This is a genomic window from Paenibacillus liaoningensis (assembly GCF_059609455.1).
On sequence record NZ_JCAALU010000012.1, the window covers coordinates 154,597 to 180,198 of the forward strand.

The 25,602-nt window shown below is 50.3% G+C and carries 23 protein-coding genes and 1 pseudogene; 17 read left to right on the plus strand and 7 right to left on the minus strand.

Annotated elements, in window-relative coordinates; translation table 11 throughout:
- The first annotated feature begins 69 nt into the window (after positions 1 to 69).
- Together AC6B99_RS19480 and AC6B99_RS19485 are read left to right on the plus strand one after the other, a co-directional pair.
- Positions 70 to 1,071 (plus strand): hypothetical protein, encoded by a 1,002-nt coding sequence (locus AC6B99_RS19480; RefSeq protein WP_496664027.1) that lies wholly within the window; start codon positions 70 to 72, stop codon positions 1,069 to 1,071.
- 13 nt (positions 1,072 to 1,084) lie between these two features.
- A complete protein-coding gene (locus AC6B99_RS19485; protein ID WP_496664028.1) occupies positions 1,085 to 1,324 on the plus strand; it encodes a hypothetical protein in 240 nt (79 codons plus the stop codon).
- A 148-nt stretch (positions 1,325 to 1,472) separates the two neighbouring features.
- Here the strand turns inward: AC6B99_RS19485 and AC6B99_RS19490 are convergent.
- A pseudogene (locus AC6B99_RS19490) lies at positions 1,473 to 1,955 on the minus strand (transposase); the annotation flags it as partial.
- A gap of 137 nt (positions 1,956 to 2,092) precedes the next feature.
- On the opposite strand from AC6B99_RS19490, the gene AC6B99_RS19495 reads away from it, so the two are divergent.
- The 5 genes from AC6B99_RS19495 (at position 2,093) to AC6B99_RS19515 (ending at position 5,686) form a co-directional block, all read left to right on the plus strand.
- Positions 2,093 to 3,052, plus strand: coding sequence for a M14 family metallopeptidase (locus tag AC6B99_RS19495; RefSeq protein ID WP_235533031.1), 960 nt, complete (start codon positions 2,093 to 2,095; stop codon positions 3,050 to 3,052).
- A 198-nt stretch (positions 3,053 to 3,250) separates the two neighbouring features.
- Positions 3,251 to 3,487: a hypothetical protein gene (locus AC6B99_RS19500; RefSeq protein ID WP_056029577.1), complete on the plus strand. Its 237-nt coding sequence runs from the start codon at positions 3,251 to 3,253 to the stop codon at positions 3,485 to 3,487.
- A gap of 51 nt (positions 3,488 to 3,538) precedes the next feature.
- Complete coding sequence (locus AC6B99_RS19505; RefSeq protein ID WP_056032761.1) at positions 3,539 to 3,841, plus strand: hypothetical protein; 303 nt, start codon at positions 3,539 to 3,541, stop codon at positions 3,839 to 3,841.
- 44 nt (positions 3,842 to 3,885) lie between these two features.
- Complete coding sequence (locus AC6B99_RS19510) at positions 3,886 to 4,110, plus strand: YuzB family protein (protein WP_056029575.1); 225 nt, start codon at positions 3,886 to 3,888, stop codon at positions 4,108 to 4,110.
- Between the two features lie 133 nt (positions 4,111 to 4,243).
- Positions 4,244 to 5,686, plus strand: a complete 1,443-nt coding sequence (locus tag AC6B99_RS19515; protein WP_496664029.1) for a S16 family serine protease — start codon at positions 4,244 to 4,246, stop codon at positions 5,684 to 5,686.
- A 106-nt stretch (positions 5,687 to 5,792) separates the two neighbouring features.
- Here the strand turns inward: AC6B99_RS19515 and AC6B99_RS19520 are convergent, their stop codons facing one another.
- Both AC6B99_RS19520 and AC6B99_RS19525 read right to left on the minus strand, forming a co-directional pair.
- On the minus strand, positions 5,793 to 7,874 hold the full coding sequence (locus tag AC6B99_RS19520; RefSeq protein ID WP_496664030.1) for an LTA synthase family protein: 2,082 nt from the start codon (positions 7,872 to 7,874) through the stop codon (positions 5,793 to 5,795).
- A 65-nt stretch (positions 7,875 to 7,939) separates the two neighbouring features.
- Positions 7,940 to 9,106 (minus strand): THUMP domain-containing class I SAM-dependent RNA methyltransferase, encoded by a 1,167-nt coding sequence (locus AC6B99_RS19525; RefSeq protein ID WP_496664031.1) that lies wholly within the window; start codon positions 9,104 to 9,106, stop codon positions 7,940 to 7,942.
- A gap of 114 nt (positions 9,107 to 9,220) precedes the next feature.
- On the opposite strand from AC6B99_RS19525, the gene AC6B99_RS19530 reads away from it, so the two are divergent.
- On the plus strand, positions 9,221 to 9,853 hold the full coding sequence (locus tag AC6B99_RS19530) for an O-methyltransferase (protein WP_496664032.1): 633 nt from the start codon (positions 9,221 to 9,223) through the stop codon (positions 9,851 to 9,853).
- A gap of 466 nt (positions 9,854 to 10,319) precedes the next feature.
- The gene (gene abc-f / locus AC6B99_RS19535) at positions 10,320 to 12,110 is read left to right on the plus strand and encodes a ribosomal protection-like ABC-F family protein (protein ID WP_496664033.1); all 1,791 of its coding nucleotides are present in this window, start codon (positions 10,320 to 10,322) and stop codon (positions 12,108 to 12,110) included.
- Positions 12,111 to 12,269: 159 nt separating this feature from the next.
- Here abc-f and AC6B99_RS19540 read toward each other — a convergent pair whose 3' ends face one another.
- The 3 genes from AC6B99_RS19540 to AC6B99_RS19550 form a co-directional block, all read right to left on the minus strand.
- Complete coding sequence (locus AC6B99_RS19540) at positions 12,270 to 12,986, minus strand: hypothetical protein (protein WP_496664034.1); 717 nt, start codon at positions 12,984 to 12,986, stop codon at positions 12,270 to 12,272.
- A 2-nt stretch (positions 12,987 to 12,988) separates the two neighbouring features.
- The gene (locus AC6B99_RS19545; protein ID WP_496664035.1) at positions 12,989 to 14,161 is read right to left on the minus strand and encodes an ATP-binding protein; all 1,173 of its coding nucleotides are present in this window, start codon (positions 14,159 to 14,161) and stop codon (positions 12,989 to 12,991) included.
- Between the two features lie 160 nt (positions 14,162 to 14,321).
- Positions 14,322 to 15,188: a LysR family transcriptional regulator gene (locus AC6B99_RS19550; RefSeq protein ID WP_496664036.1), complete on the minus strand. Its 867-nt coding sequence runs from the start codon at positions 15,186 to 15,188 to the stop codon at positions 14,322 to 14,324.
- Positions 15,189 to 15,286: 98 nt separating this feature from the next.
- Between AC6B99_RS19550 and AC6B99_RS19555 the strand changes: the two genes are divergently transcribed.
- The gene (locus AC6B99_RS19555; RefSeq protein ID WP_496664037.1) at positions 15,287 to 16,186 is read left to right on the plus strand and encodes a DMT family transporter; all 900 of its coding nucleotides are present in this window, start codon (positions 15,287 to 15,289) and stop codon (positions 16,184 to 16,186) included.
- Between the two features lie 98 nt (positions 16,187 to 16,284).
- On the plus strand, positions 16,285 to 17,067 hold the full coding sequence (locus AC6B99_RS19560; protein ID WP_056029552.1) for an MOSC domain-containing protein: 783 nt from the start codon (positions 16,285 to 16,287) through the stop codon (positions 17,065 to 17,067).
- Between the two features lie 204 nt (positions 17,068 to 17,271).
- Here the strand turns inward: AC6B99_RS19560 and AC6B99_RS19565 are convergent, their stop codons facing one another.
- A complete protein-coding gene (locus AC6B99_RS19565; protein ID WP_056029549.1) occupies positions 17,272 to 18,483 on the minus strand; it encodes an MFS transporter in 1,212 nt (403 codons plus the stop codon).
- 322 nt (positions 18,484 to 18,805) lie between these two features.
- On the opposite strand from AC6B99_RS19565, the gene hemE reads away from it, so the two are divergent.
- From hemE to AC6B99_RS19595, 6 genes are all read left to right on the plus strand, one after another.
- Positions 18,806 to 19,882 carry a uroporphyrinogen decarboxylase gene (gene hemE / locus AC6B99_RS19570; protein WP_056029546.1) on the plus strand — a complete coding sequence of 359 codons (1,077 nt, stop codon included), beginning with the start codon at positions 18,806 to 18,808 and terminating at the stop codon, positions 19,880 to 19,882.
- Complete coding sequence (gene hemH / locus AC6B99_RS19575) at positions 19,869 to 20,810, plus strand: ferrochelatase (RefSeq protein WP_496664038.1); 942 nt, start codon at positions 19,869 to 19,871, stop codon at positions 20,808 to 20,810. Before hemE ends, hemH begins: the two co-directional genes overlap by 14 nt.
- A gap of 25 nt (positions 20,811 to 20,835) precedes the next feature.
- Positions 20,836 to 22,320, plus strand: coding sequence for a protoporphyrinogen oxidase (gene hemG / locus AC6B99_RS19580; RefSeq protein ID WP_494858292.1), 1,485 nt, complete (start codon positions 20,836 to 20,838; stop codon positions 22,318 to 22,320).
- Positions 22,321 to 22,422: 102 nt separating this feature from the next.
- Positions 22,423 to 23,811 carry a CapA family protein gene (locus tag AC6B99_RS19585; protein ID WP_494858294.1) on the plus strand — a complete coding sequence of 463 codons (1,389 nt, stop codon included), beginning with the start codon at positions 22,423 to 22,425 and terminating at the stop codon, positions 23,809 to 23,811.
- Between the two features lie 20 nt (positions 23,812 to 23,831).
- A complete protein-coding gene (locus AC6B99_RS19590; protein WP_494858296.1) occupies positions 23,832 to 24,620 on the plus strand; it encodes a glycerophosphodiester phosphodiesterase family protein in 789 nt (262 codons plus the stop codon).
- Positions 24,601 to 25,500, plus strand: coding sequence for a DUF92 domain-containing protein (locus AC6B99_RS19595; RefSeq protein ID WP_494858298.1), 900 nt, complete (start codon positions 24,601 to 24,603; stop codon positions 25,498 to 25,500). The genes AC6B99_RS19590 and AC6B99_RS19595 overlap by 20 nt, the downstream gene beginning before the upstream one ends.
- Positions 25,501 to 25,602: the final 102 nt, after the last annotated feature.

Consider the following 25,602-nt stretch of genomic DNA (forward strand, 5'->3'; position numbering starts at 1 on the left):
GAACAACACCCTCTCAGAATATGAGAGGGTGTTGTTCTAAAATCTTAGGAAGTGAAGGGATTAACAAACATGAAGAATGCATTTCGACGTTTACCTCTATATGTTTTTTTAATTTGTTTGTTATCTGGTTGCGGTGGAACCGCTACGAATTCTGCTCATGAAACTGAAAGGAATAACCAACCTGTGGCAAATAATCTCGTCGATGAGGGACAGGCGACAGAACCGCATTTTTTCTTTGATTTCCAGCTGAATTCAGATTTTACGGAAAAAAATTATGAGAGTAAGTATCCATATTATAAACTTAATAGTAAATTTAATGGTAAGTTAACAGGAAAGATTTTTATCGAAAATACCCAGATAGATAGCAATATCACATTAATCGCAATGCAAGGGAGGGATACGATATTAATCTCGGAGAAAGGTAAGGAAAAATGGGGTAAGTCCTATATTATTAATTCTAAGAAGAATGAAACTATTGATCTAGAGTTAGATATTAAATGGGATCAAAATGGAAGCGAAGAAATCATTATTTTCCCCTTGGTCGATTCGTTTTCCAATTTCTATTTAGGTGCGCATGCATCAGTGGTTCGTTTATATGTTGGTGATAATAAGGAATACACATTTTCCGATAATGATTTGCAAACTATGGCCTATGATAGGAATGAAGATCTTAGATTGATTCCAGAATTAGTGTGGGTTGATGGTAATAATAATAGGATAAGCACAGCGGAGAAAAACGGTCATTTCTTTGCAAAAGATGCCTACAATTCGCTATTAATTACTTCACTTATCAAAGACTCAACTTTTGACCTTGTTTACTTAAATGAGTTAGGTGAAAGTAAGGTCTTATTTAATGACTATTACCAGGGAAAAAATAAAGAAACGGTTATCACTTTTAAGGAAGAGATGATGCAGCTCTTCTTTGATAATGATATTAGGCAATATATATTAGTTATGAACAACGAAAATGATTTAATGTTAAGGGACATTATGGCTGTAAATGAAAATATAAATTCAATAACGACAAGTTTTCAAGAAATTATCCAAATAATTCCTCATAAAATAGAATAGGATGGTGATTTTCTTGAACGAGAACATCCGTAAATTTATAGAATGGTCTGTAAATGAGAGACGTTTTGTGCTAATTGCCGTTAAAGAGAAAAACGATTTCGTACGAGGTTTTTGTGAAGAGATGGATGAAGAATTTTTAACACTTCATTCATTGGAAGGGGAAGTTATAAAAATCCCTACAACCGAGATAACTTATTGCACCAGTCCGGTAGATCAAAGTCTCGAGGCATTGACCCGTAAATTAGAGAATTAACGCGTGTTATAATTCACAGCGGCAGCCTAGAAAATTTCGGCTGCCGCTTGACGTTGAAGACATAATACGAATCGCGACATAAGGAAGGAGCCTAACCTATACGAATCGAAAGAGAATGGGGGAATGTACTAAAGTTCTTGTCATCCGACATTTCCCGTGGGGACTTCTGATTGTACCGAGCTTTTGTATGGGTCGCGTCGACGATGATCGCTTTACTCTGGATTACACCTTTCTCGATTGCAATGGCTACCGTTTTGTTGATCAGCAGGTCCAGCAGATTCATATCCTTTAGCCGCAACTTGCGGAACTTGGTTAACGAACGGGAGTCAATCACCGACTCTTCTGGGGCCATATCCAGAAAGTACTTAAACGACATGTCGTATGTAGATCGCTCGACAAGATCACCGTCAGACAATTCAAAAAGGGCTTTAAGCAGCAAGTACTTAAACATCCGGATCGGGTCGATAGCATTTCTACCCTTGTTCAGGCAATAGTTTACTTTCAGTTCCTCATATACAAAAGAAAAGTAAACGAGCTCATTGATTTGCCGTTGCATATTATCCTTGGGTATAACCAGTTTGTAAAGTTCAATATATGGACTGACAACCAGCGTTTGCTGCATTTGAATCATTAGCTCACCTGCTTTCCTGTATTCCTTTCATTAATACAAGAAAAAAGGCACATTCTCCTCATTTTTCATGAGTGAATGTACCTTTCTTGCTTCAAAAGGACTTTTTCAGTGGCCTCCAAGTGGCATGGGAGGCTTTTTTGCCGAATATAATTCAGGAGAGGCAATTTTGGAGCGAGGTGAGGAATACGGTTAATGTAGTGTGGGAAAATAAATACGGTTATCAGGAGCTGCTCGCGAACTGCCGCGAGCTGACGCAAACGTACCCATTTGTCACCGTTCATACGATTGGGCATAGCGTGCTCGGCAAGCCCATTGTTGCGCTGCGCTGCGGAACGGGTGCAAGAAGCATTCATATGAATGGAGCCTTCCATGCGAATGAATGGATTACGTCGGCTATGCTTATGCGATTCGTAGGGGATTATGCTGCGTCATGCGCTGAAGGCCGCTCGATCTGCGGCGAGCTGGCTTTGCGGCTGCATGAGGAGACGACGCTGTGGGCCGTGCCTATGGTCAATCCGGATGGCGTAGAGCTTGCGCAGCAAGGGGCGCTGCCTACCCACCCGTTTTATTCCCAGCTCATGGCGTGGAATGAAGGCAGGGAGTCCTTTGCCGAATGGAAAGCCAATGCGCGCGGCGTCGATTTGAATGACCAGTTTCCGGCACATTGGGAGGAAGAGTGCCAGCGGCGCGAAGTTCAAGGGCCTGGTCCGCGCGATTATCCGGGACCGTATCCGTTAAGTGAGCCAGAAGCGATGGCGATGGCGAATTTAACGACAGCACAGCGTTTTGACTTGACCGTCGCCCTGCACACGCAGGGAGAGGAAATATATTGGAACTATCGCGGCTATGAGCCAAAGGAATCCGAGCAGCTGGCGGAGCGGCTAGCCCTCGTCAGCGGTTATAAGCCAGTGAAGCTGACAGGCAGCGATGCTGGCTATAAAGATTGGTTTATCCAGCGATTTAGAAGGCCAGGCTTTACGATTGAAGCGGGACGGGGAGAAAATCCGCTGCCGCCTCAGCAGCTGCCCGCCATCTATGAGGCGGTGAAGCCGCTTCTTGTGGAGGCGTTGTCGCTTCACCGGGAACGGGAGCTTTAGCCATTTTCTAATTTAAACGCTATGCGCAAAGCAGAGCGCGAATAGCCGCAGGAAATGAAGCGCAGCTTCGATTTTCTGCGGCTATTGCTGGTTGAACAGGATGGAGGAAGAGGAGTGCCCGCCTTTAGTCCAGCTTTGCAGCAGGGATGATTATGCTATAATGAAGGCGAAAAATAACAATGAAAGGCGGCGAATGACATGCGGAAATTTTTATCGCTCCGGCATTGGCAGCGCACGTTCAGCCGAATTTTTCAACTGCTTCGCTCCAAGGAGGTTTCCTGGAAAGACAAGCTGTTGTTCCTTGTCCCGGTGCTGCTGTATTGGGTTTTGCCTGACGCATTGCCCTATTTGCCGTTTGATGATATAGCCGTGACAATGATTGTTGCAGAATGGTTTGCCCGCAGAACCGAGAACAAGTATAATAGGATAAGTTAAAATTTTTTTTCTAATTGCTGGTTAGACAAATGAAGGAGTGTTTAAGTGATGATGACAGTCAAAATTTCGCGCAATGCGGCAAAAATATTGAAGCTTGAGCTGGACAAGCCTGAGAATGAAGGCAAGAAACTTCGCGTATATGTGACGCATTCCCACGGCGACCATGCGCACTATGGCATGGGCATCGATGATCCGACGGATAAGGATGTTGTCGTTTCCACAGATAAAGATATCGATGTTATTTTGGAGAAGGACAACAAATTTCTTGACGGCATTCGCATTGACTACTTCTATGTGCCGGAAGAAGGCTTTGCCATTACGAACCCTTCCCAAGGCAATCACGGCGACCACTAACAGGCCGTGAGACCGAAGACAATACGGAAGTAGGACTAACAATAATGGCAAATGATATAATGGTATGTGATAAATGCAGGTTTTATCAGGTTAAGACGCTGGTGCCGAAGCTGCAAAAGCTAGCGCCCGATGCGGAAATTCGGGTTGGCTGCAAATCCTATTGCGGGCCTTGCGCAAGGTCGCCATTTATTTTTATTAATGGACGTTATATAAAAGGCGCTACTGAAGATGAAGCCATTGAGAAGGCCAAACGTTACATTAAAGGATAGTCAACATACGGCAGCAGGGAAGAGACTCAACATCTGTTGGGTCTTTTTTTGCCAATTGAAGCGTGAGCGGGCATTGCCATTCTTTGAAGGCAGTGCCCGCTTATGCTTTAATATTTGAGGAGGTTGAGTGAGCATGCGTCGTTTCCGCTATTATATCGCTGGATTGATTTTGGCCTTGCTGTACATTGCAGCTGCCGAGCTAATCTGGCTCCCTGCTCCGCTTAAGCTGGCCGCTTCTGGCATGCTTTGGATTGATATGATTAACTGGCTGCTCTATGCGCTCGCTTTCATTCCATTGCTCTGGCTGGTTGGCGGCTGCCGAGGCATTGTGGAGCGGGTGAATCGTAGCGGCGGTTTTGCTCGCGTTGCCACGATTCGTTTCGAGCGGCTGCTTGCAGTCGTTCAATATGGCATCGCTCTGCTCGGTGTGTCCGCTATCGGATGCATTGCTATTTTTCCGCAAAGTTTAATACTGTCGCTGCCGCTCATCGGGGGCATGCTGCTGATTGTATGCATTGAAATGGTTTGGAGCGAGCTGCTTGCGCGCCGCAGTATGGAGAAGCGGGGAGGGCGCTGGCCTAAAACCTTTATTTGGATGCTGGGCTCTGGGCTAGCCGCTGCTTTTGTACTGGTGTACCCGACAAATTATATCGTCACTTATCCGGGCCTTACGATGAACATGAACCGCTATGCCCATGTCGAAGGAGGAGCCGCTGGAGGCAGCATTAGCGGCGTGCTGGTGTTTGATCGGCCTGCAGTGCCTGCGGACTGGCTGTACAGTCTGGTGCTGCCGGAATATACGTTTGAGCGCAAGCCTGAGAACGAGCCTTCCTTGTCAGAGTCCTATACACTCGTTTCGACGATGAAAACAGATGCGAACAGTGTGGCCGCTGCGATTGCCGAGGGCAAGGCGGGCATAGGAAATGGCGTAACAACGACGGGGGTCCGCATTGTCGGCATGACGAAGGATGCCATTGCTCAGGGCGCACTCGTTCCTGGCGATTTAATCGTCAGCTTGAATGGCAAGGGGGTGGAGAGTGTGACGGAACTGACCTCCATTATGGCAGATCCAGCCTTTGTTATACCGGGAGAAACGGTTCAAGTCGGTGTTCAAAGAGGGACGTTAGCAGAAAAGTTAACGCTTGAGGTGAAGACAGCGGCGGCTGCTGCGACCGATCAATTGCCTGTGCGCGCCGTATTCGGCATTTCGGTGCAAAATGAACTGAAGCTGGATGCCCCTAGGCCTGTCAGCTATTATTCGTATATTGCCCATATCGGCGGGCCGTCCCATGGCGCCATGCTCACGCTGGCGCTTCTGGATCAGCTTACGCCAGGCGGGGTGACACATGGGCTGCAAGTCGCTGGCACCGGCACGATAGAGCCGGATGGCTCGGTGGGCCTCGTTGGCGGTGTACCGCAGAAGGCCTATGCGGTGAGCCGGACCGATGCGGATGTCTTCTTCGTACCGGCAGAGCTTGAGGAGGAGGCGAAGAGCGCAGCGCCTGAGCTGCTTGTCGTGCCGGTCAGGACCATTGACGATATTTTGCTCTGGCTGCAAACCCACGGGAAATCCTGACCGCAGGGTAAAAAATAAACCGGGGGCTTGCTGCTTAAAGGCCAGCCCCATAAAAATGCCCCATGGCATCGCCGCTTGTATTGCGGCCTGTCATGGGGCATTTGCTTTATTTTCGAGCGGCTATTTGGGTGCTGCCGACTCGAACCATGCTTTTATCATAAAGCGCGGGGATTAAATTATGGATGACCAGAAGGTCCGACATGGACAGCTCAGTTTGCGCGTCAGCCCTCAGGTTAAGGCATGGAGCCAGTTCGCCAGGTGATTGTTCCGCAACGTTCCAGCATGTGCCATGCTCGGCAAGCCCATCAGCGGAAGGGATATAATAAACGTCGCCATTCGTAAATGCGCCATTGCGCAGCACAACAAGCTTGCTGTTTTGCTGCGGCTGACGCATGCTTTCCGTAATAAGCGGCGTTCCAATCATCGCAAGCTCGCTTGACGATATTCCAAGCAAATGCAGCAGCGTTGGCGTGACATCAAGCTGTCCGCTCGGAGCGGTATAGGCTCCTGCATAACGATCGTCTGGCAAATGGACGAGCAACGGCACCTGCTTAACGATTTGTTCCCGCTCCAGCTCATTTAACGGTTTGCCCAGAAACGCTTCAAACAAGCTCCAATCGCTGATCGAATTATCATGATCGCCATACATGGCAAATATCGTATGATCCCAAAGCCCTTCCTGCTGAAGCCGTTCAATAAGCTCGCCAAGCGCTTCATCCACGTAATGGATCGCTTGCAAATAATCGCCCATTATCGTGCCCTCAAGCTCGCCGAGCGAAAGCGTCTGTTCAGCTGCGGGAATTTGATAGGGGTGATGGCTGGATAGCGTGATCAGAAAGGAATGAAACGGCTGCGGCTGCTCGGCAATTTGGTCAAGCGATTGGCGAAAAAAGGATTTATCTCCAAGCGACCAGCCGATCGGCTCGTCCAGCTCGTATTGTTTTTTGCTCACAAAAGCATCGTATTTCATATTCGCGTACATGGTATTGCGGTTCCAGAAGCTTCCTTCGTAGGCATGAAAAACGCTAGTGTAGTAGCCGTTATTATGCAGCATCTGCGGCAAGCATTGGAATTCATTCCCGGCATATTGAATAAATACCGAGCCGCTGGCGAGCGGCTGAAGCGAGCAATTGCTGGCAAAATCCGCGTCCGACGTTCGGCCCTGCGCGGTCTGGTGATAAAAGGAGCTGAAATAGGCGCTGCTCTTGACCAGCTTATTGATGTTCGGCGTTATTTCCTGGCCGTTGAACGACTTGCCAATCATAAAGTTCTGGAAAGCTTCTGCCTGTACCAAAATAATATTGCTGCCTTTATACGCGCCAAAGCTTAAGTCCCGCTCCAGCTTGGCGCGCGATTGCCCGGATTGCTCCGTCCAGGCGAGCACCTGTGAAGTCGTCTCGGCAGAGACAGCTTCTGCATTCAGCCAATGCAGCGCCGCATAACGATACAGATCATAGCCGTGAAAGCCTAGTGCGCCTGTCACATTATAAAGTGATAAATTCCACCAATTGCTTTCGAATAATCCTTTTGCCCATGTGCGCTTGGCATCGTTAATGCCGCCAAAGGTCACCATTAATCCGATGGTCAGCAGGACGAAGCTTAAGAATAAACGCGGTGCTTTTGCTCGCCAATGCGACTGCTTGCTGCGCTGAGGTAAAGCGGCCTTAGCGTTTGTGTCAGCTTTTATGGCAACAGACACGGCAGCTGGCTCGGCAGTGCGCCGTTTCCATGCCAGCAGAACGGCATAACCAAGCAGCAGCGGGATATCGGCCAACAATATAAAATCTTTCACTTCCAGCAGCGTTGCAATGCTGCCCCCAAGGGCCTCCACCTGCCCGGCCTGCAGCAGGACGGGCACGGAAATCAAATCCTCGAAGTAGCGATAATAAATTAAATCGGCATACAAAATAGCCGAGAACAAGGCATTCATTGCGAATAACGCAAAGATTCTGCCCCGCAGCGGCAGCAGCAGCGTCCAGAAGCTGCAAAGCGCAAGGGTGCCGATGGCGATTTTGACATCATAGACGTTCATTTTCATATTGGGCACAGCTATAAATAAATCAAAGGCATACAGCTTGAGCAGCAGCACTCCGAAAAAAAGCAGCAGTTCCGCGCCATAGGGACGCCGTCCGCAGCGGGCTGCTGCTTGCAAGCTGTTGGTTAGAGCTTTGTATCTTTTTTGATGCATGAATTGAAAGTCCCTCTCTTAGAGTCCCTTTCCTCTCCCAAAAAGCGATTCTATTTCTCTATTTATTATTTTTCTGATGATTGGGATTTGCGGTTTGCATACAGGCCGCCTGGTCCGAAAAACTGGTAATAGTTGCATTCAATCCGCCCGTTGAACAGCTTGCGTTTCTTGTCGGCAGGGCGGCCCATATAATGCTCGATAGCAGCAACAGGCGTAAAAGCGAAAAATGACCAGGTCGGCAAATGGAGCGCCGACATGCCGAACTGGCGCAGCGCCGCTTCCGCCTCGCGATCATCGCCAAGACGCTCCCCGTATGGCGGGTTGGTCACGATGACGCCGTATTCGCCCTCAGGCTTAATTTTCGCTGCTGGCATGACGCTCAGCTTAATGTCTTTGCCGAAGCCGGCTTTTTTGATATTGGCTGTCGCGATTTCGATGGCGCCCGGGTCAATATCCGATCCGGCAATTTGCAGCGCCACATCATCCTTCACCGCATCAAAAGCTTCTTCACGCGCCGTTTCCCACAGCTGGTCCGGCACTAGCGGCCAGCCCTCGCTGTTGAAGGAGCGGCGCAGCCCAGGAGCGACGTTCCACGCCAGCATAGCAGCCTCAATCAGAATGGTGCCCGACCCGCAGAATGGGTCGTAGAGCGGACGCTCCGGCTGCCAGCGGCTAATTTGCAGCAGCGCAGCTGCCATCGTCTCGCGCAGCGGCGCTTCCGTCGCCACATTGCGATAGCCGCGCTTATGCAGGCCAGCGCCTGTCGTATCAAGTGTCAGCTGCGCGCGATCATTAAGTAGCGTAACTTCGATGACGTAGCGGCCTTCATTTTCCGGAAACCACTCGGTTGCGTAGCGCTCTTTCATTTTTTCTACGACTGCCTTCTTCACGACACTCTGGCAGGCAGGAACGCTGGACAGCTGCGACTTGTGGGAACGTCCGTCCACCGGAAATTCGCCATCTCCGGGAATCCAGTCAGGCCAGTTTAGCGCCTTCGTGCCTTCGAACAGCTCCTCGAAGGTGGTCGCCTGAAATTCGCCCACCTTGACCAAAATCCGTCCTGCCGAGCGCAGCCATAAGTTGGTGCGGCAAATATCGATCGGTTCAGCCGGGAAAGTAATGCGTCCATTTTCTACTGTCAAGTCGGTATAGCCAAGCTCCTTGAGCTCGCGTGCGACAATCGCCTCAAGGCCCATCGGCGTCGTTGCGATCAATTCAATTTTCGTTGTCATTCGTGTCACTCTCTCCTTCGTATGTAAAGCGCAGTTGAATCCTCACGGTCAAAATCATACAATCAAGTATAGTAAACGCAGCTTGTTTTGACAAATGAAAGGATGAGTAAAAAAATGTCGATCGAAAATGAACAATATGCAGACAGCTTATATAAGGAAGATTTGGACCTGATTCGGGTGCGCGAAACCCTTGCTGCAAACGGGATGCCGGACATTTCCGTCGCTGATGGCTACGGCCGGCTGCTGACGATGCTGGTCGCCATGTCAGGAGCGAAGCAACTGCTCGAAGTTGGGGCACTTGGCGGCTATAGCGGTATTTGCCTGCTGCGGGGAGCGGGAGAAGGCGGGCGGCTGACGTCGCTGGAGCTCAAAGCGGAATACGCGGAGGTCGCGCGCGGCAATGTGGAGGCAGCGGGCTATGGACAGGCCGTCACGTTCAAAATCGGCGATGGCAAAGCGAGCATGGAGCAGCTTAAAGCAGAGGGTCAGCAGTTTGATTTTTTCTTTATCGATGCGGATAAGGAAGGTTATCCCGTGTATTTGGAATATGCGCTCGCTTTAGCGACGCCAGGAGCCGTTATCGTAGGCGACAATGTGTTTTTGCGTGGGAGGACTATGAATACGGCCAGAGTTGGCCCGGCTATACAAGCCGTGAGGGCGTTCAATGAGCGGATTGCAAATGACGAGCGGCTGCTTAGCACTGTGCTGCCCGGCTATGATGGACTGGCCATAGCGATTGTAAAATAGCGGGGCAGGGGGGCTGGAAAGCCCTGTCTGTTGAGCGCTGCTGCAACTGTCTGCGCCCGCCTGCTGTTGTTCCCAAGAGGGAACGCAGGGGGTGGAACGAAGGTTGACGCTTGCAAGCTAATTATTTTATAATGATGGGGAATTAAAATCAGCGCCCCGCGAGAGAGGGAACGGTGTCCGAGGATCATGAGAAAATAACCTATTCGTTCAGAAGCTTATAAATGACAACTTATGATTGATTAAAAGTTCATTTTCTGAAGATAGGATTATTGCGCCCATTTCCGGACATGCCTCATACGTTTCGCTCGCGTTTTTTTGCCAGAGGACGGCGACAGCCGTTTCACCTTGACGCGCTTGTTTGCTGCTACACCTGAACAGGGATAGCTGCATGCTTATATCGGAATGGCTATAATTGGCGAATAATCCTCTTCAGATCGATACTTATTCGAGCTGGGGAGGTTTTTTTATGGGAAAATTAGAGGTTAGGCATATAGAAATAGCAGTACAGGATCGATTGTTAGGCAGGCTGGATGGTGTCTGGAAGCTGGGAGCTCGCGATCGCGTCGGCATTATCGGCGTTAATGGAGCTGGCAAATCGACGCTGCTGGCTGTGCTGGCGGGCAAGCTGGAGCCGGATAAAGGCACAGTGACCCGCAGCGGCTCTGCTGCCGAGCTGCGTCAGGCAGTGGGCTACCGGGGCGAGGCAGCGGGCTATCGGGGCAAGGCAGCGGCAGATGAGCAAGCAGAGCAGCAGCCCTCGGGTGTGCTCAGCGGTGAGCATGAGCTGCAAGAGGAAGCTATCCTCCGCTCCCGTCATAGCGATGGCGAGAACGCCAGCCGCTGGCAGGCGCTGGATGCGGGGGAAGCGAGAGGCTTTGGCAGCGGAGGCGAGAAGACGAGGACGGCATTAGCTGAGCTGTTCGCAAGCGGAGCGGAAATATTGTTTGCGGATGAACCGACGAGCCATTTGGATGCGGCAGGCATTCGCCAACTGGAAGACGCCTTCGCCGCGTATCCGGGAGCCGTTATCTTCGTTTCCCATGACCGCGAGCTGCTGGACCATGTGTGCACCTTGATCATCGAGTTGGAGGATGGAGAAATCCTTATTTTCAAAGGCAATTATTCGGCTTATAAGCGGGAAAAGGAAGCGAAGCGGGCCCGCGCCGTTTTTGAATATGAGCAATATGCCAAGGAGAAGAGCCGTCTGCTGGATTCGCTCGCTAAAGTACGCCAGTCGGCGCAGGGCATCAGCCACAAGCCGAAGCGAATGAGCTATAAGGAGGCGAATCTAGGGCTTGAAGGCATGCGCAGCTCGCAAGCGAAGCTGAACAAGGCGGCGGATGCGCTCGAAAGCCGCTTGGAGCGGCTGGAGGTGAAGCAGAAGCCGATTGAGCAGGAAATGCCTCTATTCGACGCGCAGGTGCATGAGCCTTGCCGCAGCAAGCATGTGCTGCGGCTGGAGCAGTTGGAGGCAGGACTGTCAGATGACCGCTGTCTATTCCGCGAGCTGTCTGTTCAGATTAAGCCAGGCATGCGCATCGCGCTGGTAGGTGGCAATGGAGCGGGCAAAACGACGCTGCTTCGAAGCATTTACGAGCTAGCGGAAGGGGTAGTAGCCGCACCATCTTGCCGAATGGGCTATTTTCGCCAAAATTTATCGCTGCTGGATGAATCCAAAAACGTTTTGCAAAACGTGCTGGCATCAGCCGTCTATCCCGATGCGCATGTGCGGACCGTGCTGGCGAGAACCTTGTTCAAGGGGGAGGATGTGTTTAAGCAGGTGGCGCTGCTCAGTGGCGGCGAACGGGTGAAGGCGGCGCTTGCGAAGCTGCTGTTGGGGCGGCATAATACGCTGCTGCTCGATGAACCTTCCAATTATTTGGATATTTACGCTCGCGAGCAGCTGGAAGAGACGCTTCGAGCTTACCCCGGCACGATTATATTTGCATCGCATGATCGGCGCTTGGTTAGCGAGGCGGCGACGCATATCCTGCAACTGCTCGGTGACGGGGAATGGCGCTTTAGCGAGAACGAAGCGCCTGACCATGGCGGCGCAGCTGCCGACAACCCGGCAGCTGCAGGAACAGGAGCAGCGCAAGCGAGCGTGGAGCGGGAAGAGCTGCGGCTGAGGCTGGAGCAAGAATTCGCCGAGACGTTGGCGCGGCTGTCGCTGCCGCAGCGTTCAGCCGAGGAGAAGGCGGCGCTGGAGCTGAAATTCAGCGCGCTGGTCGCTAAGCGCAAGGAGCTGAAGCTTTAAAGCGCGGCTAAATGCGGTGGGCGAGTAAGCTTTATTTTTCACGATCAAGGAGTTGTTAAAAGTAAGCTAGGGATATGAAAATGGATTATGTTCATTTAATTTCAAAATGAACATAATCCATTTAAATAGTAGATCAAACATCTATATAACTTCTGTTAATTAGCTTTCAATTGAGGGAGCGGCTGTATCCTGGCCATGAATTTTTAATTTTAATTGCGTCATTGATAAGATAAAGTCGCGGAATGATGGCAAATGGTTTGTTTCATTGACACGTTTTATCATTTCGGAGAAATAATGATCATTTTGTACAGCCTTAGTTCCTTTGCCTTTTGTATAGCTCAAGCCACGATCAGCCAACATAGATTTTAAGTAATGCTCGTGATATTGAGCTGTAGTTGTATAGTGCGAAAGCTCCGGATGCAAAGGCATTAATTCAGGATCAAGTTCATTGACATTGAAGTGTTTGAAGCAATTTTGGAATTCAGGTGAATCAGGATTTCTTCTGAAAATTTTGCGGTTTCCAAGACACCAGGTTTCAATACATGGATTTTGAACAACCGTTATTAAACGACTGGGGTCAAAACGATGCTTTTGCGCTTCAGCCAACACTTCTTGTTTGCGAGCAGGTATCCCGATATCATCTCCATCAAGAACGACCATAAGGTAATCGAATTTCGGATTCTCCTTCATGTCCTCAATTGCTTTGCCAACATCATCAATGATGTTTGGGTAGCCGCCGCAACTGAATAAATAATATTGATTGCCGTTCACCTCATCAAGCTGTTGTGCGGATGTAAGCTCTGGTAACAAAATACTGAGCCAAGCAGGGTAAATATATTTTTCTGATCGGCCTTCCACCAGAATGTATAAATTCATGATTAATCCCGCCCTTCTGAATAAGCGGCAAGATTAATAAGCTGTTTGAATGCATCATGTCTGGATTTGCCCAAATTGTAATCCGAAGCATTTTTAACGATTACTGTACCAGCCTCCCTGCTGACAATTTTCCAATGATTCATAGGGATTTTGTTGATAATATAAGGGTGATGGCTAGTTAAAATATATTGAGAGCTGCGATTAGAGCCGAAGTCAAATAAATCAATACAATTAATACCTAAACTATTCTCGAACTCATCTACTAGTATAATACTGTCCTCAGGCTCCAAATAGCGAAGAGAAAGAAAGAGAAGCGTTTTTAGCATGCCGGAAGACATGTCGTATGAGGAAATCCAGCCTACGCCATCCTCATATATTTGCAATTCATAAGATTCTTCTTTATTAGGTGAACTTTGCAAGTGGAACCTTAGGTCAGTTAAAGAATCAAAAACCTGATTAAATTCTAATTTAATTTTATGTACTATATCTTTGAAAATGAATGAGGCAACAAGAAGCTTTATTTCAACAGGAGCATTTTGATTTTTCAAAACAGTAAGTACCTCTTTATAGAGTTCTGAGTGTGGTTCTGGTACTGAATCTGTTTTTTTTAAGTTGGAAATAATTTTAGAGTTGAATACGATATGTCTACCTGCCTCAAAATCAAAAAGTACAATTTTCTTAAAAGCAGCGAATACGGGTTTTATCGTGTCTTCCTCCGAAAAAATGCCAATGCAGCTTTTATTCAAGGCAATTTTCGGAGCTGCTTTTCCATTAGAAAAGATAAGGTCGGTTCTAGTACGCTTAAAAAGCGTTTCTTGATCTGAATTTGGATGAATGATGGATAGTTTTTCGAAAGCAAACCCAAACGAAGGGGAGTTTTCATTTAGCGCATCAAATCCAGTAGTGTTAAGTGAAAGGGTAGATTCTGTTTCTCCTTCCCATAAATACAGTACGCCTAATTCTTCAAAAGTTATAGAAAAAGATATATGATCAATTTGCGAAGTGGTTTCCCCTAAAGCTAAATCCTTTAAACCGGTTAAAGCTTTCAATATCTTTGTTTTGCCCACACCACTAGCTCCAACTAATAAGGTTAGAGCATCAAATTCCAGCTGATTTAACTTCCAGTTTGTTTCCTTGTTTATGTAACTAAAAGATAGGAGCTTCAGTTTAATCACATCCTTATAACTTAATTTTTAAATCGTGTTTACACATACTTACAGTATTAAATGATAGTTGAATTATAGCATATTGCAATATAGATAATCAGTAAGATCACGACATTGGAGAATGCCAGATAACTAGAAAAAAGCTCTTGAAACCCTACTTTGCATTTTTTCACTCAAATAGTTCCAGAGCCGTATCGATAAACAGCTTGACCGCAAGCGATGCATCCTCAAGCGACGGCACGGCAAGCCGAATTTCCTGGTAGCCTTCGGGTGAAAGCTCCAGCTTAATTACATTTGGCGGCAGCGATTGCATCGCTAGCTCTGACAAAATGGACATGCCGAGTCCTTCCTGTACCATGCTGAGCAGCGTATTGACATTTTTAATGATGAATTTAATTTCCAGCTCCGTCTCGGCACGCTGAAACAGCTCCACTATAGGCGTCTCATAGCCTGATTTGCAATTAATGAGCGGATTGCCGCTAATGTCCTTAACCGAAATGACTTCATTGCCGGCCAAAGGATGATCGTCCCGCATAACGGCATACATCCGCTCCTTATACAAAGGGATCGTTTCAAACGATTCGTCCGGCGGAATGATGAGGGCCACATCGATGATGCGTGTATGGAGCCATTCCTTCACCTCGTCAATTGTGCCTTCATGCAGCTCAAATTCGAGATGAGGATATTTGGCGGCGATGGTCCGCATGATTTTGGGCAAGAAATAAGCGGAAGCAACCGGGAAGGCGCCAACGCGAATCGTACCGATCTCCAGCCCTTTTTCACGGGAAATTTCCTGCTCAATCCGCTCATAGGATTTCAAAATTTCCCGAAACATCGTCAGCAGCCGCCTGCCGATATCCGTTAGCAGGACGCCATTTCGACGATCGCGTATGAGCAGCACGACGCCAAGCTCCGTTTCGAGCGTAGATATAGCCCGGCTCACAGCGGGCTGCGTCATATTCAGCTCAAGTCCCGCCTTCGTGAAGCTGCCGGTTTCGGCAATTTTAATGAATATCGTTAGCTGCGAGTTTGTCATAACTAAAGTGTTATGCCCCCTATGATAAACATTTATTTTATTTATGTTGCAAACTATTGTATCATTCGGTAAAACGACCACACAAGGAGCTGTTCAAGGTGCCTGGTATTTCCCGATCAGCGGCAACGATGTATTTAATTTTTCTCGTGTTTATATGGGGCATCAATTGGCCGCTTACCAAATATGCGCTGGACTTTTCTCCGCCTTTATTATTTGCGGGCATTCGAACGCTCATTGGCGGCATTTTGCTCGTAGGCTTTGCCATTTGGAAGCGGGAACCGCTGCGGCTTAAGCAGAATTGGCCTATTTATCTTATTGCTTCCATGCTGAACATCATTATGTATTACAGCTTTCAGACGATAGGGCTCCAATATATGCCGGCAGGACTGTTCACGGCGATTGTCTTTTTACAGCCTGTGCTGCTCGGTGTGTTTGCATGGCTATGGCTAGGAGAGGCGATGTACCCGCTGAAAATTATCGGCCTTCTGCTGGGCTTCGCCGGTGTTGCGGCGATAACGACGGGAGGCATTTCCGGCCATATTTCCGTGTGGGGCTTGCTGCTTGCGATTGTTTCGGCCATAAGCTGGGCAGGAGGCACGATATATACGAAGAAAATGGCGGCGCGAGTCGATTCCCTATGGATGACCGCGATGCAGGTGGCCATTGGCGGTGTCGTAATTTTGGGCACAGGGTCGATGACCGAAAGCTGGTCCGATATTGTATGGAATATGCCGTTCATATTCGATACGCTGTTCATCTCTATTTTTGTCATCGCGATCGGCTGGCTTATTTATTTCAAACTCATCCGCAATGGCGATTCAGCGAAGGTCGGCTCGTTTATGTTTCTGATCCCGCTTATTGCGATCGTGTTCAGCGTGTTATTTTTAAAGGAGCATGTCACGATCAATTTGGTGGTGGGTCTCGCACTTGTCGCATCCAGCATAATCGTTGTTAATCGAAAGCCTAGCCGCTTGAAGAAAGAGCTTCCTGTGCTATGATAGCTAATAGAATCGTTTAAGTGTAGACGGGCGTTGCCGCTTTATGGGGCAGCGCCTGTTTCGCGCAGTTATTTTGCAGGAGACGGGAGAAGTGGGCATTGGCAGAAAAACCGGCAGTCGAACGAGTAAAAACACGGGTTGGCACGCTTAAGGAAATGAACCGTTACCCCATTAAATCGTTTGCGGGCGAGCGGCTGGATTCCAGCAGGATGGAAGCTTATGGGCTGTATGGCGACCGCAGCCATGCTTTTATAGATGAAACGAAGGAAGGCTGGGACAGCTTTATTACAGCGCGGCAAATTCCGGCGATGCTTGGCTACAAGGCGAAGCTCCAAGATGATCATGGTTTTGAAAAGGGTACGGCAGCGGCTTCCGGTTTTCCCGAAGTAACGGTTACGTCGCCTGACAATCGCGAGCTCGCCTGGAACGAGCAGCTGCTCGCCGAAATACAGTCGCATACCCGCACGACCCTTTCCATGCGGCGTTATGCGCCGGAAACGCCGGATTTGCTGGGCGCGGATGCCAGCAGCGTGCTCATTGTGACCGATGCGCTGTTGAATAAGCTTGAGGCGATATGGGGCAAGCCGCTCGATGCGCGGCGGTTCCGGGCGAACATGATTGTGGCGCTTGCGGGCGATGCGCCGGATGAAGAAAGCTGGATCGGCAAGCGGCTCCAGCTTGGCAGCGCGGAGCTGCACGTAGACGGGCATTGCGAGCGCTGCTCCATGATAACGCTGGACCCTGACACGCTGGAGCGGGATATGTCGCTGCTCAAAAAAGTCAACCAGGAGCTTAATTTGCGTTTCGGCTTGTATGCCTCGGTTACGAAGGCGGGGCATGTCCGGGTAGGCGACGAAATATTTCTGCTGACGGATGCTTGAGTGGATTGCAAGATAAGCAGAATAGGCAGGATAGCCGAATAGGTAATGCCTTGCCTGCGGAATGTGTAGCTGATAACAGGAGTGCAGAACTGAAAAAGCAGCCTTGGCGTTTACGCCAAGGCTGCTTTTGTCTCCTTTTTCCCTGTGTGGAACCTTTACAGTTTTGTTTAGTAGAAGGTCGGCAGGTACATATGCCTGCACGATCTAGCTTTGCGAAGCCCGCCATTTGCCCCGCAGCAGCGAGCGATGCACCCACAGCGCATTCAGCAGCATCATGACCGCGGACATAATGAACAGCCCCCGGATGCCGATCCAGCCGGATAGCGCGCCGCCTGTAATCGGACCGACCATATTGCCGAGGCCGAGCGTGCTGCTGTTAAAGCTGTAGGCACGGGATTCCATGCCGTCCGGCGTATATTTGCGAATGAGCGAATTGACCGTCGGCACAAGTCCGCCGAGAAAAATGCCCAGCGCAAACCGGGAAATGAGCAGCTGCGGCACACTGTCGGCGAGCGCCTGCGGGATAAAGGTCAGTCCCGCGCCAATCAGCGAATAGCCGAGAATGCGCTCTGAGCCGATGCGATCGCTGAGCTTTCCTAGCACGGGCGACGCAATGAGATTGGAGATGCCAGCCGCAGAGCCGACGAAGCCCGCCCAAAAAGCCAAATTGGCTGTCGGGCCATGCAGGCTTTGGACATGCAGCGGCAGCAGCGTCATCGAGCTCATCATCGCGAATTGAATGAGGAAGGTGACCGCATACAGCGCCGTCAGCTCATGAATGCCTCGCAGCCGCTTAAAGCCTTCGATGACGGAAATTTGCACTTTCGCTGCTGCCTTCTGCAAGTCGAACGTCTCCTTCACGACGAACAACGCCAGCATGGAGGCAGCGAACAATAGGGAGCCTGTCAAATAAAAAATCGGACGGTAGCCGACAGCGTCAGCCAGCAGCCCGCCGATAAAAGGGCCTAATATCGTTCCGGCAATTCCGCCCGATTGGAGCGTTCCCATCGCATAGCCCATGCGATCCTTGGGCGTGCTGGCAGAAATCAGCGCCACAGCCGCGGGATTAAAGCCGGAAATCGTTCCGTTCAGCATGCGCAGCAGCAGCAGATGCCACGGTGTCGTCGCAAAGCCCATCAGCACAATGACAATTGCCATGCCGATGCCAGAGCGGAGCAGCATCAGCTTGCGTCCGTAGCGATCGGCGTATTTTCCCCAAATCGGCTGGAAAATAAATTGGGTGACAAAGTTGCCGGCGAAAATAACACCAGCCCATACAGCAATTTGATGCGGATCGGTTAAGCCCAGCTCAAACTGCAAATAAAACGACATAAAAGGAATGATCATGGTCATTCCAGCCATTACGAGAAATTGCCCGAACCAGAGTACGATGAGATTTTTTTTCCACTGTTCCATGTTTTTTAGTATAGCACAAGCTGCCAGCCAGACAGAAATACGAAGAACAATTTGTCAAGGTGAAACGGCTGTCGCCGTCTTTTAGCAGCGCGGCGCGTTTCAGTCCGAGAAATATAAGCCTGTTTATAAATGTGAAACTTATTAATGCTTATATTTCAGAAAAGCACGAAAATCGCCTTGAATCAGGTTATAATGAAGAGAATGCCTAAAGAGAGTGTCATAACATTGTCATAGGAAGTCAGGTACTGGCGGTTGTTAGCCCCTGCAAAAACGGGCATAATGGAGTTAATAGAAAATTATATAGAAAAGAGGAACGGCTAATATGAGCTATAATGACCGTTTCATTCGGGCCTGCCGCAAGGAACAGCTGGATCAGGTACCCGTCTGGTATATGCGCCAAGCTGGAAGATACGACCCTGAATATCGAAAAATAAAAGAGAAATATTCGCTGCTCGAAATTTGCAAGCAGCCGGAGCTGGCTGCGGAAGTGACGATGATGCCGGTGCGCAAGCTCGGCGTGGATGCCGCTATTTTATATTCGGATATTATGAATCCGGTTGCTTCAATCGGTATTGATTTTGATATTGTGGCGAACGTGGGTCCCGTGATCGATAACCCGATTCGCTGCGCGGCGGATGTAGACCGGCTGAAGCCAATCGATGTAGAAGGCGATCTCGGCCATGTGCTGGAAACGATCCGTATTTTAGATCGGGAGCTTGATGTCCCGCTTATTACATTTGCAGGAGCGCCGTTTACGATTGCCAGCTATTTGATTGAAGGCAGACCGTCCAAGAACTACTTGCGCACAAAGGCGATGATGTACGGCGAGCCGGAAGTATGGCACAAGCTGATGGACAAGCTGGGCGATATGGTTATCGCTTATTTGCGTGCGCACATCGAGAATGGCGGGAAGGCTTTCCAATTGTTTGATAGCTGGGTCGGTGCGCTTGCGCCAGCCGATTTCCGCAAGTTTGTACTGCCGACGATCGAGCGGATATTCAGCGAGCTGTCGGATTTGCCGCAGCCGAAAATTTATTTCCCAGGCGTGAGCTCAGGCGAGCTGCTGCCAGAGCTGCACAAGGTGCAAGCTGATGTAATCGGTCTTGACTGGAGAGTATCGATTCCCGAAGGACGCCGCCGTTTGAATCACGGCTTCGCGGTTCAGGGCAATCTCGATCCCGTCCTGCTGACTGCTCCAATGAGCGTACTTGAATCGTATGCGGCAGAAATTATTGAGCAGGGACTGGAAGAGCCAGGATTTATTTTTAATTTGGGACACGGATTATTTCCTGAGGCATCGCTTGAGAAGCTTCAAGAGCTAACGGCTTACATACATTCATATTCGAAAAAATACATTGCAGCGCGTGAAGGGAAGGAAACGAGCCATGTCGGAAGCTGAAAACAGCAAAATCGGAGTTCTCGTTATGTCATATGGAACGCCGGAAAGCCTTGATGATGTAGAAGCGTATTATACGCATATTCGCCGTGGCCACCCTCCAACGCCGGAGCAATTAACGGATTTGTATGGCAGGTATGAGGCGATTGTCGGCGGCGTATTCCCGCTTCGTGAAAATACGAACGGACAGGTAGCCGGCCTTGCGGATAAGCTGGAGCAGCTCGCCCCAGGCCGTTATGCTTGTTATCAGGGGCTTAAGCATGCCCGTCCTTATATCGAAGATGGCGTAGAGGAAATGGCTCGCGACGGGATTAAGCAGGCAGTCGGCATCGTATTGGCCCCGCATTATTCGACGATGAGCGTAGGCAGCTACATCAAGCGTGCGCAGGAGAAGGCTAGCGAGCTTGGCGTGGAGATGACGTTTGTGAAGCAATATCATCTGCATCCGAAGCTGCTGCAGGCGTTGACGGAACGGGTAACGGATGGGCTTGCGCGGTTAAGCGCATCATCGGGCGGAGAGCCGAGTGTAAAGGTGCTCTTCAGCGCGCACAGCTTGCCGGAGAAAATTCGCGAGCTTGGTGATCCTTACGAGGAGCAGCTGCTGGAGACGTCAAGAGCGGTTGCGAAGCAGGCTGGCATTGCGGATGATGGATGGCAGTTTACTTGGCAAAGCGCAGGCCGGACGAGAGAGCCGTGGCTGGGACCTGACATATTGGAGACGCTTGCCGAGCTTGCGGAGCAAGGAGTAAAGGCTGTATTGGCCGCGCCAATCGGCTTTGTGTCGGATCATCTTGAGGTGCTGTTCGACCTCGATATCGAAGCGAAGACGACAGCGAAAAATATGGGCATCACCCTTGAACGAATTAAAATGTTAAATCGCGACCCACTCTATATGGAGACGCTGGCGGAGTCTGTAATAGATGCAACGTAGAGGTTGGTAAGAAAGGATGAATGAGATGCGGAGAATCGGAGAAGCTGATCGAATTGTCATTATTGGCGGGGGGATCAGCGGGCTGAGCTCCGCTTTTTATTTGCAGCGGGAAGCGGAGCGGCAGCGTAAAGAGATTCATATTACGCTTGTCGATAGCGCCGAGGTACTGGGCGGCAAAATCAATACGCTGCAACGTGACGGTTTCGTCATCGAACGCGGCCCGGATTCTTTCCTTAGCCGCAAGCTGGCGATTATTGAGCTGGCGAAAGAGCTAGGCATAGAGTCCGAGCTGACGGGAACGAATCCCAAGGGCAAGCAATCCTATATTTTGTTTAAAAATAAGCTTCATGCGATGCCGCAGGGACTCGTGCTCGGCATTCCGACGGAAATTATGCCATTCGCTCGGACAGGCTTGCTCTCTTGGGGCGGCAAGCTGCGGGCGCTGCTTGATTTCATCAAGCCAGCTCGGACTGCAGCTGGCGACGAATCGCTGGGCGGCTTCCTAGGCCGACGGCTGGGGACGCAGGTTGTGCAGCGCATTGCAGAGCCGCTGCTGGCGGGCATTTACGCTGGCGACCTTAACAAGCTGAGCATTCAAGCGACATTCCCGCAGTTCGCAGCTGCTGAACGCAAGCATGGCAGCTTGATACGGGGAATGCGGAGCAACAAAAAGCTGGCGAAGGCTCCCGATATGAGCCTGCTGCCAGAAGGAGCTAGAAGTAGCGTGTTTCTTACCTTTAAGGGCGGGCTGTCTACTTTGGTAAATGCGCTGGACCGAGCTTTGCCAAGCATGGAGCGCAAATTGGGCCAGGCGGTTATCGGAATTCATGATAGCGCTGCGGGTGGTGAAGCGGCAGGTTTCGCTGGCACGGCGGACGGGGAACAGTCGGGGTCCCGCTACACCATCGAGCTGGCAAACGGGGAACGGCTGCCAGCCGACAAAGTAATTATGACGGCGCCTGCGTTTCAGGCAGCGGAGATGCTGGAGCCGCTGGTCGATTGCGCGGAGCTGCGGGCGATCGATTACGTTTCGGTCGCAAACGTCGTCATGGCTTTTGACAAAGCGAGCCTTGGTGTAACCTTCAAAGGTTCGGGGTTCGTTATTCCGCGTTCGGAAGGCTTGCGGATTACAGCATGCACTTGGACCTCGACGAAATGGCTGCATACGAGTCCGGGAGACAAAGTGCTGCTTCGCTGTTATGTAGGCCGGGCAGGCGATCAGATAACGCCTTTTTTGCCGGATGACCAGCTTATGGCCGCTGTAAGAGAAGATGTGAAGAAGACGATGAATATTACAGCAGCTCCTTTATTTACGGAAATTACACGGCTGCCGCGCTCTATGCCGCAATATCCGGTTGGCCATCTGGACCAGACGAAGCGCCTGCGTGAGCGAATGGCACAGCAAGTGCCGGGCATTCATATTACAGGAGCGGCTTTCGACGGCGTAGGTTTGCCGGATTGTATTAGACAAGGCAAGGAAATTGCATCAGCTGCGCTTTCCTCTTCCTAGATGCATAGTGAATGAAGCAGCTTCCCTTCTAGTTATTTCGCATATTTATAACAAGCTTGCTATAATAGACAGGAAACTTTATTCATAAAGGAGCATCCTGTCATGAATAGATCTAGATCAGAATCGCGACAACAGCAAAAAGTCAGGCGAAAAAGAAGATTAAGACGCCTCATCATTTTCAACGGATTTATGCTTGGACTTATTGCAGTCGTTATTGGCTTATGGCTTAATACGCAAAATTGGTTTGATGCTGGGTCCTTATTTAATGGTGAAAATAAACCTCAGGCAGCAGATGCCGCCTCCGCGGGTACCGCTGGTGATCAGGAGCCGCAAAACGCGGAAACGGGCGCAGGCAGCAGTTCGCCTTCTCCATCTGTAGAAACGGCAGCAACGAATGATCCTGCTCCTACAGCCGATGAGGCTAACGGCCAAGGCGAGGCAGCGGCAACGCCAGCCAAGCAGCCTGAGGAGGAAGGTCATGAAGCAGTCGATGGAACAGGCGGCGATGACGGTTCCGGGCAGCAGCCATCGACTCAAGCTGGCGACGAGGATACGGTGAAGCTGAGCTTTGTTGGCGATATTTTGCTGGCGGCTTCGGTCGGCGACATGATGAAGCTCAATGGATACGACTATCCATATAAGCAATCGCTGCTTTATTTAAGCGAGCCGGATATTATGGCAGCCAATTTGGAGTATCCCGTGACGGATAGCGGTGTACCGGCAGTAGACAAGACGTATGTGTTCAAAGGTTCTCCAGATGCGCTTCCTGCTTTTCGGGATGCCGGCTTTGATGTTGTTAGCCTGGCGAACAACCATACGCTGGATCAAGGCGTCGAAGGCTTATTAAATACGATGAAGCATCTCGATGAGACAGGAATTTCCCATATGGGAGCCGGCAAAAATGATACGGATGCGTTTGCGCCTGTCATTAAAGAGGTGCGCGGCATTAAAGTAGCGTACATTGGACTGAGCAGAGTCGTGCCGGAAGTATCTTGGAAAGCAGACAAAAATGTTGCTGGCGTAGCAGAAACCTACGATACGACGAGAGCGAAGGCGGCGATTAAGAAAGCGAAGGAGCAGGCCGATCTGGTCGTCGTGATGGTTCACTGGGGAGAAGAGCGCAAAGATACGCCGCTGCAATACCAGCGGGATTTTGCACGCGAATACATAGATTCGGGAGCCGATCTAATTATCGGCAGCCATCCGCATGTGCTGCAAGGTTTTGAGACGTATAAAGGCAAGTGGATTGCATACAGTTTAGGGAACTTTATTTTTAGCGCTTACCCGAAGGGAGCGACTGCAGAGACAGGTGTGCTGGATGCGATTTGTACGAAAAAAGGGGACTGTGACCTGAAGTTTTACCCGATGTCCTCGGACAAAGCACAGCCAGTGCTCATGGATTCGGAAAATGCAGCAGCGCTGCTAACGCGCCTGACGAGCCTGTCCTTTGGCGTGAAGCTCCGAGAGGATGGCGCTCTCGTCTCTAAATAAAGAGCAGCGAGGAGGAGCGCATGGCAGAGCCAAGAAATGTATGCGTAGCCCACCGCGGGTGGTCAGGGCGTGCGCCTGAGAACACCCTTGCAGCGGTGAAGCTGGCGATGGAAGAGCCTGATGTGTTTTGGATTGAAATTGATGTGCAGCTATCGAAGGATCATATTCCGGTCGTTATTCATGATTATAAGCTAAGGCGTACAACGAATGGCAAAGGCGAAGTCCGCAACTGGACGGCTGCCGAGCTTGGCGCGCTTGATGCGGGCAGCTGGTTTTCGCCCTTGTTCAAAGATGAGGGAGTACCGACGCTTGATCAAGTGCTGGCATTAACAGCCGGGCGCTGCAACGTGAACATTGAGCTCAAGACGAATGGCATTCGTTATCCTGCGCTTGAGGAGCAAGTGCTTGCAAGCGTACGCCAATTCGGTGTGGAAAATGAAGTGGTGCTGACCTCTTTCTATGCCGGAGCGCTGAATAAGCTGTTCAAGCTGACGGAAGGACGTATTCGTACCGGCTTGATTATTGACGGCTGGCGCCAGACGCTGCCTCTGGAGCTGAGCCAGACGGGGTCGACCTTGCTTTCGATTGATTATTCGAGGCTGAATAAGGAGCGAGTGAAGCTGCTTAAGGGAGCGGGCATTCAGGTGATGGCCTGGACGATAAACGAGGAACAGGCTATTCGCAAAATCGCGGAGCTGGACCGGGAGCTGATGATTTGCACGAATTTCCCGAATCGCTGGCGGCAGGCAATGGCAGGACTGAGAGATAGAACTGGGGAGGAGCGAGAAAATGGTAGGCTGGATCGATGAATGGTGGCTCAGGCTGCTTGGCGGCCTTGTTGGAAGCGGCTTAATTGCGTTCGTCGCCTATCGTTTCCGCTCTCTTTCGCTATCGGGCGCTTTATCGGCAATGGCAATGGGAACAGGCTTTGTGACATGGGGCGAACCAGTATGGTTCGCCTGTCTTATTGCGTTTTTTGTTACCTCAACCCTGTGGTCGAAATGGAAAAAGCACTCCCGAGCGAAAGCGAAGGCGGAAGCGGGATATGAAAAAACAGGACGTCGCGACGCTGGACAAGTGTGGGCGAATGGCGGAGTAGGCCTGCTGCTGTGCTTCGGCCATGCGCTGTTTCCAGCATCCGGCGATGGCTGGCTGCTCGCCTATATTGGAGTCATGGCGGCCGTAAATGCCGACACATGGGCGACGGAGATCGGTGCGCTGAGCAAGCGTCCACCGCGTTCGGTGACGAGCGGCAAAGTCGTCGCTCCCGGCACGAGCGGCGCTGTGACGCGGCTCGGTTCACTCGCGGCGCTCGCTGGTGCTGCCTGCATCGGCGTCGTAGCCGCCATCATGCTGGCATGGTTTCATCCAGCGTCTGCAGCCGATTTGCAGGCTGGGAACGCGGGGCTTGCAGGCGGCGGCCTCAGCCTAGCCTCAGCTGTAGCGCTTATTGCGGCGGCGGCGATAGCTGGCTTTGCCGGATGCTTTGCCGACTCTTGGCTCGGCGCCACCTGGCAGGCGATGTACCGCTGCACAAGCTGCGGCAGCGAGACGGAGCGCCGCACGCACTGCGGCGTAAAGACCGAGCGGACACGCGGGTTTGATTTTATGAACAATGACCGGGTTAATATGCTGTCATCCTTGCTTGCAGGTGTAGTTGGCTTAACACTGGGCCTCTGGTGGCTTTAGTTGCAAAATAAAATAACACCTTCTCTCCTTGATACGGGAGTAGAAGGTGTTATTTTTTGATTTTAGCGGTTATCCCCTTAGCTCAGAAAACAAGGCAGTCAA

Excerpts from the sequence above, each read along its gene's own strand:
- AC6B99_RS19565 (WP_056029549.1), bottom strand. The coding sequence starts at position 18,483 with ATGGAACAGTGGAAAAAAAATCTCATCGTACTCTGGTTCGGGCAATTT.
- AC6B99_RS19585 (WP_494858294.1), top strand. The coding sequence starts at position 22,423 with ATGAATAGATCTAGATCAGAATCGCGACAACAGCAAAAAGTCAGGCGA.
- AC6B99_RS19525 (WP_496664031.1), bottom strand. The coding sequence starts at position 9,106 with ATGACAACGAAAATTGAATTGATCGCAACGACGCCGATGGGCCTTGAG.
- hemE (WP_056029546.1), top strand. The coding sequence starts at position 18,806 with ATGAGCTATAATGACCGTTTCATTCGGGCCTGCCGCAAGGAACAGCTG.
- AC6B99_RS19595 (WP_494858298.1), top strand. The coding sequence starts at position 24,601 with ATGGTAGGCTGGATCGATGAATGGTGGCTCAGGCTGCTTGGCGGCCTT.
- AC6B99_RS19505 (WP_056032761.1), top strand. The coding sequence starts at position 3,539 with ATGACAGTCAAAATTTCGCGCAATGCGGCAAAAATATTGAAGCTTGAG.
- AC6B99_RS19540 (WP_496664034.1), bottom strand. The coding sequence starts at position 12,986 with ATGAATTTATACATTCTGGTGGAAGGCCGATCAGAAAAATATATTTAC.
- AC6B99_RS19500 (WP_056029577.1), top strand. The coding sequence starts at position 3,251 with ATGCGGAAATTTTTATCGCTCCGGCATTGGCAGCGCACGTTCAGCCGA.
- AC6B99_RS19480 (WP_496664027.1), top strand. The coding sequence starts at position 70 with ATGAAGAATGCATTTCGACGTTTACCTCTATATGTTTTTTTAATTTGT.
- AC6B99_RS19530 (WP_496664032.1), top strand. The coding sequence starts at position 9,221 with ATGTCGATCGAAAATGAACAATATGCAGACAGCTTATATAAGGAAGAT.
- hemH (WP_496664038.1), top strand. The coding sequence starts at position 19,869 with ATGTCGGAAGCTGAAAACAGCAAAATCGGAGTTCTCGTTATGTCATAT.
- AC6B99_RS19520 (WP_496664030.1), bottom strand. The coding sequence starts at position 7,874 with ATGCATCAAAAAAGATACAAAGCTCTAACCAACAGCTTGCAAGCAGCA.
- AC6B99_RS19515 (WP_496664029.1), top strand. The coding sequence starts at position 4,244 with ATGCGTCGTTTCCGCTATTATATCGCTGGATTGATTTTGGCCTTGCTG.
- hemG (WP_494858292.1), top strand. The coding sequence starts at position 20,836 with ATGCGGAGAATCGGAGAAGCTGATCGAATTGTCATTATTGGCGGGGGG.
- AC6B99_RS19590 (WP_494858296.1), top strand. The coding sequence starts at position 23,832 with ATGGCAGAGCCAAGAAATGTATGCGTAGCCCACCGCGGGTGGTCAGGG.
- abc-f (WP_496664033.1), top strand. The coding sequence starts at position 10,320 with ATGGGAAAATTAGAGGTTAGGCATATAGAAATAGCAGTACAGGATCGA.
- AC6B99_RS19550 (WP_496664036.1), bottom strand. The coding sequence starts at position 15,188 with ATGACAAACTCGCAGCTAACGATATTCATTAAAATTGCCGAAACCGGC.
- AC6B99_RS19510 (WP_056029575.1), top strand. The coding sequence starts at position 3,886 with ATGGCAAATGATATAATGGTATGTGATAAATGCAGGTTTTATCAGGTT.